The 7,489-nt window shown below is 37.4% G+C and carries 10 protein-coding genes and 1 pseudogene; 5 read left to right on the top strand and 6 right to left on the bottom strand.

Annotated features, from left to right (window positions below; genetic code table 11):
- Nucleotides 1–398, top strand: a 398-nt coding sequence (locus AC58NB_RS10605) for a hypothetical protein (protein ID WP_497426792.1), incomplete at its 5' end; no start/stop codon positions are given.
- Nucleotides 399–672: 274 nt separating this feature from the next.
- Here the strand turns inward: AC58NB_RS10605 and AC58NB_RS10600 are convergent.
- Nucleotides 673–903 (bottom strand): annotated as a pseudogene (locus AC58NB_RS10600) (GNAT family N-acetyltransferase); the annotation flags it as partial.
- 245 nt (nt 904–1,148) lie between these two features.
- Between AC58NB_RS10600 and AC58NB_RS10595 the strand changes: the two are divergent.
- Complete coding sequence (locus AC58NB_RS10595; RefSeq protein ID WP_497426805.1) at nt 1,149–1,301, top strand: YjcZ family sporulation protein; 153 nt, start codon at nt 1,149–1,151, stop codon at nt 1,299–1,301.
- Nucleotides 1,302–1,486: 185 nt separating this feature from the next.
- On the top strand, nt 1,487–1,744 hold the full coding sequence (gene spoVIF / locus AC58NB_RS10590; RefSeq protein ID WP_497426791.1) for a sporulation-specific transcription regulator SpoVIF: 258 nt from the start codon (nt 1,487–1,489) through the stop codon (nt 1,742–1,744).
- Between the two features lie 66 nt (nt 1,745–1,810).
- On the opposite strand, the gene AC58NB_RS10585 is transcribed toward spoVIF, so the two are convergent.
- Complete coding sequence (locus AC58NB_RS10585; RefSeq protein ID WP_497426790.1) at nt 1,811–4,123, bottom strand: UvrD-helicase domain-containing protein; 2,313 nt, start codon at nt 4,121–4,123, stop codon at nt 1,811–1,813.
- A gap of 154 nt (nt 4,124–4,277) precedes the next feature.
- Here AC58NB_RS10585 and AC58NB_RS10580 point away from each other — a divergent pair, with 154 nt between their 5' ends.
- Entirely contained in the window at nt 4,278–4,568 is a 291-nt protein-coding gene (locus AC58NB_RS10580) for a hypothetical protein (protein WP_497426789.1), read from the top strand.
- Between the two features lie 147 nt (nt 4,569–4,715).
- On the opposite strand, the gene AC58NB_RS10575 is transcribed toward AC58NB_RS10580, so the two are convergent.
- The 3 genes from AC58NB_RS10575 to AC58NB_RS10565 form a co-directional block, all read right to left on the bottom strand.
- Entirely contained in the window at nt 4,716–5,141 is a 426-nt protein-coding gene (locus AC58NB_RS10575) for a GNAT family N-acetyltransferase (protein ID WP_497426788.1), read from the bottom strand.
- Nucleotides 5,138–5,662 (bottom strand): 2'-5' RNA ligase family protein, encoded by a 525-nt coding sequence (locus AC58NB_RS10570; protein WP_497426787.1) that lies wholly within the window; start codon nt 5,660–5,662, stop codon nt 5,138–5,140. Before AC58NB_RS10570 ends, AC58NB_RS10575 begins: the two co-directional genes overlap by 4 nt.
- 77 nt (nt 5,663–5,739) lie before the next feature.
- Nucleotides 5,740–6,471, bottom strand: coding sequence for an alpha/beta hydrolase (locus AC58NB_RS10565; RefSeq protein WP_497426804.1), 732 nt, complete (start codon nt 6,469–6,471; stop codon nt 5,740–5,742).
- Between the two features lie 129 nt (nt 6,472–6,600).
- On the opposite strand from AC58NB_RS10565, the gene AC58NB_RS10560 reads away from it, so the two are divergent.
- Nucleotides 6,601–7,164 carry a phosphatidylglycerophosphatase A family protein gene (locus tag AC58NB_RS10560; protein ID WP_497426786.1) on the top strand — a complete coding sequence of 188 codons (564 nt, stop codon included), beginning with the start codon at nt 6,601–6,603 and terminating at the stop codon, nt 7,162–7,164.
- 29 nt (nt 7,165–7,193) lie between these two features.
- Here the strand turns inward: AC58NB_RS10560 and AC58NB_RS10555 are convergent, their stop codons facing one another.
- Complete coding sequence (locus AC58NB_RS10555; protein WP_497426785.1) at nt 7,194–7,409, bottom strand: hypothetical protein; 216 nt, start codon at nt 7,407–7,409, stop codon at nt 7,194–7,196.
- Nucleotides 7,410–7,489: the final 80 nt, after the last annotated feature.

Raw genomic sequence — 7,489 nt, 5'->3', positions numbered from 1 at the left:
TGTGGGTGAAAGGCCGGAGAAAGCGGCTATGGAGTAGCTATGGACGGGCTATGGACGGGCTATCCCGGGGTAAAGGCGGGTCAAGTCTAGGTGAAAGGCCGGAGAAAGTGGCTATGGAGTACCTATGGAGCGGCTTTGCCCAGGCTATACCCGGTCAAAGGCAGGTCAAGTATGGGCGAAAGATGAGAAAAAGCGTTTATAAAGCATTAAAACCCTGGCTTAGCCGGGGTTTCTTTTATTTCACTGGAAAGTTTAACGTTGTAATCAATAAGTTGATAAGTTTGTGTCCTCCAAAAGATTGTCTCGATGGGAAAGAGTCGGAGATGTCATGCAATCCTCGAGTATGTTTAACGGAATCTTATTCATTTTATAATATTTTTCATGATAAATGGCTCTGACGATTTGTTGATAATTTAGCTCTTTTACTTCAGTTAACGGTTTAAATGCCAAATATAGGGGCACGGGAGTTTGTCCATGAAATAAAGGTGGTTGAACATACGGATAGTCTCTAATTGGTGAAAATCCATTATGGCTAAAAAAATGGAGACGATTTATGTTTTCTTTGTATTCTTCTTCATTTTCCGCATCTATTTCTCTTTCAGTTTCGAGGAAAATCCCGAGTAAAGAAGGATGTCCGGCATTTTTCGCATCAATCGAAAGTAATTCCTCTATTTTAAGAAGTGTTTGTTTCCCTATACCTTTCCCGCGCTCTTGCGGATCTGCTGCTATATATACGATATACCCGCTATTTACCTCCGCTAAATAATGAGCAGTTGCAAAGCAGATGACTTTATTGTTGGACTTCCCAACTAAAAAATGAAAATGATTTGGTTTATATTTTTCACTTTGCTTGATGGACTCGTAAAAAACAGTATGGTCTTCCCGTACGTATTCAGGAAAGCATGAATGATATAGAGCTAATGTTTCTTTTACGGTCCATCCTCTAAATGGGTGATTTCATTCCATTCTATAGCCATGGTGCAGGGCTCCTTACGATTTTCTTTAAGTGTAAAAGATAACTCGGCGATAAATCAAGGGTTTATACCCAATATAAAAAATTAGGTATTTATGAGGGGAGATTAGCCCAAACAGAGGAATCACTTTTGACATATGTTATGAGTGTACTAAGCGAAAGCGAGGTGACTTACATGTTTGGTTGCTATGGATATGGCGGTGGTAGTAACTGCGGCGGCTATGGATACGGCGGTGGTAGCTACGGCGGCGGCGGTTACGGATCTACTTTCGTTCTAATCGTTGTATTATTTATCTTGTTGATTATCGTTGGCGCTAGCTTCTGCTAATGATAAAAGTGTACAGAAGAGGTCCTAAACCTCCTCTGTACCAAACTCATAATCACGCATTTACAACTTATTAATGAAAGAAGGGGGTTCAGCTGGGTCTGAATCCCTTTCTTGCATGGAAAAATGAATTTCACATTTCTAGACTAGTGCTCATAGGATAACTGTAACGATAAGGAGGCTGAAATATGGATAATGGATTCTTTAAAAATATGGAAAAGAAAACAGGCGTCAATATGAAAGATGTAATGGATTTAGCTAATTCCTTACAAAATGCAAATTTTAAAGATGAAAAAACAGTCCGCAATGTTATTAAGAGGGTATCTCAAATTGCCAATAAACCTGTACCGAGGGATGTAGAGGATCAACTAGTTCAATCTATTATAAAAGATGGTAAATCATTGGATTTTAATACCATAGCTAATATGATGAATAATAAAAAATAAGAGTAAAGGAGCCACCTTTACATAAGAAATCATTCATTTTCCAATAATCCAAGCCTGCATTCTTGGTTATTTAGAAATCAATGCTTCTTTGTAAGATGGCTCCCCTTTTAAAATGGTTAAGAATCGTGATGCTCTTGCTCGTTTTGCCCGTCTATATTCAGGTACAGAAAGATATAAACCCGTGCGTGCTCGTGTTACAGCGACATATAATAAACGTCTTTCTTCTTCCAAAGGTTTTCGGTCACCATCACGCCAGGATTCTAAAGCGTAGTCATGAGGCATATTTCCGTCTACACAGCCTAGAATATAAACATATTTATATTCTAGACCTTTCGAGCGATGGATTGTACTCAGTTGGATAGCATTTAACGTTTTTTTGGACATCGATTTAATTTCTTTTGCCATGGCTGTCATATGATCGGCATGAAGAATAAAGTCATGAACGGTATCAAAGCGTCTAGCTGCAATTTTGGTATCTTTAATATCATCAGAGCCTTTATCCATTTTATTTCCTTCTTCACCCCGTTTTTTGAGGTAAGCTTGAAAACCGAGTTCCTTTTCGATCATTTCGATAGCAGAAGAGGGGGATAGATCTTTCAGTGAACCGATAACGGAGACAGCTTTATCTATAGCCCGCTTCTGGAATGGTTTTAAATTAGTAATAAAACGCAGAGCTTCAAGCAAGGTACAATCGTTTAAGATCGATAACGCTTTGGCGTCCTGAACTACCGACTTTTTTAAATATAAGGGCGGCAATAAATCCTGCAGCATTCCTGGGTCATCTGGATTTAAACTCGCCCTCATAAAAGCCAGTATACTGCGTACAGTTTTTCTTGTATAAAAGGAATCATAGTCATTGTCAACACGAAATGGAAGACTAGAAGCTGCAAGTTTTTCAAAAATAGCACGGCTCATCGTGTTGGTTCGATAAAGAACCGCAAAATCCTCAGGTTTAGCCCCATTCCTTATTTTTTCGGAAATATCCGTCAAGATCATAATCGCTTCAGAGTCTTCATCGAATGGATAAAACAAAACCGGTGATGGGGATTGGTCATGTGTTGCAACCATTTTTTTAGGTGTTCGAACTTTATTTTGCGACACAATTTTATTGGCCGTTTGGATGATTTTATGGCCAGAGCGGTAATTAGCCGTCAAAATAATCGTTTCAAGATAGATATAATCAAGCTTTAAATTATGCAAGAAAGCTGAATCACTGCCACGGAATGAATAGATTGCCTGATCATCGTCTCCTACGAAACAAGCAGATTCTGCATTTGCGGCAAGTAGTTTCACAATCTCATATTGTACTTTATTAATATCCTGGAATTCATCAATCAAAAAGTGTTTAAACCTATTTCGATATAAATCCAGTACTTCTTTATTCTCCTTCAAAAATTGATAACAGCCTGTTTGCATATCATCAAAATCAAATTTACCATTTACTTCTTTATAGGATTCATATTTTTTATAGAGTTCTAGACAATTGATATCCCAATCTTCTGTAGGATGAATATCCTGAGGAGAGAGAAGATCATTTTTCCATTTGCTGATCTGCTGCAACGCTTGATCAAATGCAAATTCCCGTTCATCGATTCCTAATTCTGGAGCAGCCATTTTTAGCACATATTCTTTCTCTCCATCAAATTTTATCAGTTTACTTGAATGCCATTTTTGAGGTTCATGACGTAAAAGAATTCGATAAAAAATAGAATGGAAGGTGCCTGTAAATACATCATTCAGCATGAATGGTGTTACACCAGGCATTTGTTGCAGACGGTTCTTCATTTCGGCAGCTGCTTTGGATGTAAACGTAACGAGCATTACAGATTTAGGGTCGGCTTGTTTTTCTATTAGTAAGAAAGCTGTACGAGCGGTCAGTACACGAGTTTTTCCGCTGCCTGCCCCTGCCAGTACGAGTAAATGCCTTGCATCTGTTATGACAGCGCTCGCTTGTTGATCATCCAGCAACCAGCCGTTTTCTTTCATACTATTGATAAAGGGATGGGAGTTATACACCCCGGGTAAATGCTTTTTATTATATAAAGGCAGGTTTGTGATAGACTTTGGACCTTGCCAAATGGATTCATCGGTACAATTGTTAATGGACCTTGATTGTGGTAGCCGAAATCCACCATATTCCATGGTAGCCTCATTAACTGCCGGATTCGTTTTATCAGTTTGTTCCACACATGGTGGCCGTGAAGAATCACGATGAATAAAATATGGTTCTTCATGAATTCCAAGATACATATAGACAGGTTGACCACAATGATTACATTGAAGTTCACCATTTTTACCAGCTTCATGAATACGACCAAATGCCTCCTTCGGCCATGTAAGTAAAGAGATAGATTCTTTTTTCCAATTAGCTGTTTTCATCCTATTCCTCATTTATATAAAAAATTTTATTAACGACAGACAAATATCATCTTATCAAATCGAATCATATATTACAAAAGAGGATAAGTGTTTATTCATTAAAAATTTGGGTAATAAAAGTAAAAAAAGGATATAAAAGTGAGGTGGAAAGAGGATGGGGTACATAAGTCCAGTAACACAATATGAATACATACAATATACAAACAGAACGATTGCAGCAGAGAAACTCGCAAAGGATACGATTGCTCGTTTTAAGCCTGTACAACCAATCAAATTCCATCGCAAGGATGAGGAACGGGATTTGCATGACGGGGATATCGGTACAGATGATGATTACCAATTTTCTTCAAAGCGGATGTTTAAAAAGTATGTCCCGATGGATGTGGTGGAGAAAACGGCTACAGAAGTGACCGGGATCGGCCAGTTTGTAAATGAGAGTATATAATCAAGACAAGGAAAGTTAATTCTAAAGAAGTGTATTTCATAAGGAAATGCGCTTCTTTTTTCATTCTTACATTTAGTATATTTTGTCGAAATCAAAATCGGTTATATAATTAATGAAAACTGCAGTGGCATTTAGCCGGCTGCAGTTTTAAATATGTTTCTTCATAGCATGATGTGGAATGCCTGCATCCAAAAATTCATCAGATGTAACAGCATACCCCAATTTTTCATAAAAAGGGATTGCCTGGTTTTGAGCATTTAATTTAAGAATTTCAATTTGTTGAGATAAAGCAAATTGTTCAATCGCTTTCATTAGTGCGTTGCCTACACCTTTTGAGCGGTACTCCGGCAAGATGCAAATTCTTTCGACTTTTCCATAGCTATCAACCACTCTGAAACGACCGGCTCCCGCAGGGTTTCCTTCATCATCAGTTACAAGAAAGTGTGTAGATTCCGCTTCTAAATGATCAATTTCTTCTTCTACTGGTACATTTTGTTCATTTACAAAGACTTGAGTGCGTACGGAAAATACCTTTTCTATTTCTGGCTGTTCTGATACAATCTTGATGTTCATAGAGATAAATTTTCCTTTCCTAATTGATAAGTTTCATAGACTTTCCATGTTCCGTTATCTGTTTGATAGAGTAAATGGATGTGATCCACTACTTCTTCATGTTCAAATTTCATAAGGCGCATTTGCCCAAGAATATCATTATGTTCCTTGTCAGAAAGATCTTGTCCAATGGTAATATGGGGAACAAATTTATATTCCTTTTCTTTGCCCAGAAAATCGTTGTGTAGATCTTCATGCAGCGCAACTAATTCCAAGCTAGGATCAACTTTTAGATAAATGACATTATTGACTGGTTGAAAGGTGCTGGCTTTTAAAATCTTTAAAGTAAAAGGTTCGTGCTTGCCTGAGACTTCCTTAAGCTTTGCAGATATTTCCTTGATTCTTTCCTCTGTGGCTGTGAAACTGGATTTTAATGTGACGTGTGGTGGAATAAGAGAATAATGTGAATCGTAACGCTTTCTGTATGAGTTAACAACTTCTTGCATTTGTTCGGAAGGAAAAATAGCAATGCCAAAATTCATGGAAGAACCTCCTGTCTTATATTGAAAAATATGATATTACATTATTATAGCAAATATTCAATAAATTAACGAACTTGTTATGGTGTATGGAAAAGCCATTTGATTGTTCTTTTCATATCTGACTGCCATGCTTTCCATGTATGATCCCCATCTATCTCCTCGTAAAAGGAAGGGAAACCTTTACCTTCAATTAGTAAATTGAGTTCCTGATTTGGTTCCACAAAATCCATGATTCCTGTTTTGGATGTCTGCACTTGTCTTTCATTCTTTCCAATTGTATGGTAAATCTGCATTAGGTGTGGGTATGAAAATATATTCACCGCTGATAAAACCGTCTCGTTCACGAGTGGTGAATGCAAAGCGATTTTGCCAAATGTATGGGGATAATCCAGAGCTGTCATCAATGAAACAGTCGCCGCAAGAGAGTCTCCGATTAAGGCACGGCCCATCCCCATTTGATAAGTTGGATATTCGGCATCTATAAAAGGTACTAGCTCATGAGCAAGAAATCTTTTATAGGCAGTATGCTTATGACCATCAGGATGATACTTATTCCAGCGGTCATCGACATTCTTATACGGGATCCCAATAATGATAATATTCTCAATTTCTTCTTTCTCCAATAACTTATCTGCAACTCGTCCAATTTTCCCCATTTGAAAATAATCTTTTCCATCTTGTGCTATTAGAACAGAGTACTTATATAAAGGAGAGAAAGTGGATGGTAAATACACAAGGAGCTCGACATCCTCATTTAATTCCTTACTGTAAAAAGATACTCCCTTAATCGATCCAGTATTTAATGCCAATTGCTTCACCTCTGCATTCTTTTCAGGTTTATTTTAGCATAATTTATCCATTGAATAATAATCTTTAATTTGTTAAATTGCGAACATTCAGATGTTATAATTGATGAAAGAGTAAAAAAAGGAGTATTAATGATGATTAAAAACCGTGTACATAGTAAAACTGTTACAAATGCTGCCAAGCTTGCTTTGCAAAGCCGGGGTGTATCAATAGAAGCAATCTCGGAAATCGTTTATGAGATGCAGATTCCGTATAATAAAGACTTAACAATGGAAGAATGCATATACAGTGTGGAACGTGTCCTAATGAAACGTGAAATTCAGCACGCTCTTCTTGTAGGGATTGAACTAGATCGGTTGGCTGAAAAGGGAATGCTGTCAGAACCATTACAATCTATTGTAGAATCTGATGAGTCACTTTTTGGTGTGGATGAGACGATTGCCTTTGGTGCTGTTCTCGGTTATGGAAGTATTGGTGTCACAACATTTGGTCACCTAGATAAGAATAAGTTGGGAATCATACGTTATTTAGACACGAAGAAAGAGGGTAGAGGAGTAAATACATTTCTTGATGATTTGGTAGCTGCGATTGCAGCAAGTGCTGCTTCCAGAATAGCTCATCGCCAGCGTGATAAAGAAGAGTCCCTGTCCGAAAGTGAAATTCAGGATAGAGATCAAGAAGAATTGATAGGCTAAGAGAAGGGGGAAACCTCTTCTTTTTCTTATTAGGAAGATTGTTTTGACCAATAAGCTAGCTGAGTAGAGAGAATTTGTTCCTTTTTAAATGTTCGATAAAGTCTTCGGTGGAAACAAAAGGCTCTTATCCGTTGGTCCTCGATTGATTTGACCAGGATACGTCGTTTTGTAAATATATTTTGATTGGAGACATAGATAATATCAACTGGAATTTGTTCTTGCATGCTTCTAACTAAATCATTCATGTATTCACCTCCTATATCTATTATATACGAACATACGTTTCTTATGCAATTTAAAATAGAACATTTGTTCCTTTTTTGTA

This window comes from Pradoshia sp. TA40_28 (assembly GCF_059694525.1).
This window is presented reverse-complemented; position numbering and strand designations above follow the sequence as displayed.